We start from the raw sequence: 1,793 nt of genomic DNA, 5'->3' as shown, positions 1-1,793 counted from the left end.
AAATATGGCTTCTTCTCATCTTAAAAATCGCGATAGAAATTATTACCAAAAAAAGTAGCACAGTTAATAGTGCTAATCATATTTTAGAATTTATCATTATTTCCATACCATCCAACGTTGTAGCAAATCACTTAAATCCTTATCTTTATAAATAGCACTACAACAATAATCAATACCTGCGACTTTTAATCCATGTTCGAAACTGTCTAAATATTGCGCTTGATGCGGTGAATACCAATACACTAATAACGCACGATGGTCGTCTTCAGCTTTACGAATACGACTGGCTAAGGATTCAGCTTTTCTTGGAAAAATATCTTCCGCAAACATCACCATGTCTACTTTGTTTGCCTTCATCTCATCGATTACCAACTGCTCATGCTGACAATAAACAACAGCTGCCCCTAAATGCTCAAGTTCAGCTCCTAAAAAACCAACTTCATCATAGTAGTAATAGATAAAAGTCAATCCAGCCAATAAACTCTGTTGCCAAGAATGTTGAATGGTAGGCATCGCTATCGTAATTATAAACTGCGTACCTACTCCTAGCGTGCTATCAACTTCTATAGTGGCACCCATGAGCTGAATCATTTGCTTAACGATGGGCAGCCCAACACCTGAACCTTCATATTGCCGAGTTTTTGATGAATCCACCTGAAAAAATGGATTAAAAATATCATCAATATGATGACTATCGATACCAATACCAGTATCCTTCACACTGATCTGCCAACGATTACTTTTATCAAAATGCGTCAATTGCGATGTAATAATTACTTGCCCAACCGGTGTAAATTTAATCGCATTGCTAAGTAATATCGATAATATCTGTTGTATCTTTTCTGCATCACCTTTCAGGCTATAGTCTATATGATGAACACGACTGACCAACTCTAGACCTTTTTTTTGGGCAATAGGTTCAAACTCTACTAAAATATCTGCAATCAATTGTAATGGATTAAATTCACTATAATTGATATGTATCTGACCTTTTTGTATTTGGTTGAGCTGAATAATGTGATCAAGCGATGACACCAATTTTTCGCTACCACTACTGATAATTTCAACTGCATCTTTTTGTTCTCTATTAAGAGCATCATGATCTAATAACTGCAAACCACCTACAATTGCATTTAAGGAGGTTTTTAGCTCATGGGTTATCATGCTTTGAAAGTTATGCAACTGCACATCAAGAGAAACATCTTTGGTATGTAATTGCTGCTCAAATGCGACAATTGCCTCGTAATCTTGCTTAACTTTTTGCAAACGATTAAACAAAACCACAAAGGTCCGCTTGATCAGTATTAGATCCTTAAAATTGAAATGCTGTGAAATAACGGGTAATTGATCAATACTTGGGTTTTCTAGAACAACTTCACATACTTTAGTAAGAGATTCAATATCTCTTACTGGCCATTTAAGTTTCCGCAGAATATACAACACCCAAAGCACTGCTATGATGGTAATAATCAAACATCCCAACAGATTGGTACGATACCAATATTCTCGCATTGCCTGCACGTCTAAAGTAATATTAATATAACCAACCAATACACTATCTGTTGTGGTTTGATTAGCCTCTGATGCCTCGTTTATGCGCTCTGATAAAGTCTGTGATGCATAAGAATTGGAATTCAACTTATTTGAGTCACTATTAATATCTATATAATTGCTGGTTACTGGGTAGTTAAAACTGACAGTATCTGCAAATAAGATATTTTTCCAATCAGCTGCTGATTGCTCTAGATTATCAATAGGCTGCGGTGTTGAATAAAATAAAATACTTTGAATAC

1 protein-coding gene is annotated in these 1,793 nt (G+C 35.5%); it reads right to left on the bottom strand.

All coding sequences use genetic code 11. The features are described 5' to 3' along the window. Window positions 1-96 precede the first annotated feature (96 nt). On the bottom strand, window positions 97-1,793 hold a 1,697-nt coding region (locus ACT3RN_RS15390), incomplete at its 5' end, for a sensor histidine kinase (RefSeq protein ID WP_444518803.1).

It is taken from the genome of Psychrobacter sp. AOP5-GZ1-6 (assembly GCF_052376345.1).
GTDB lineage: Bacteria > Pseudomonadota > Gammaproteobacteria > Pseudomonadales > Moraxellaceae > Psychrobacter.
This window is presented reverse-complemented; position numbering and strand designations above follow the sequence as displayed.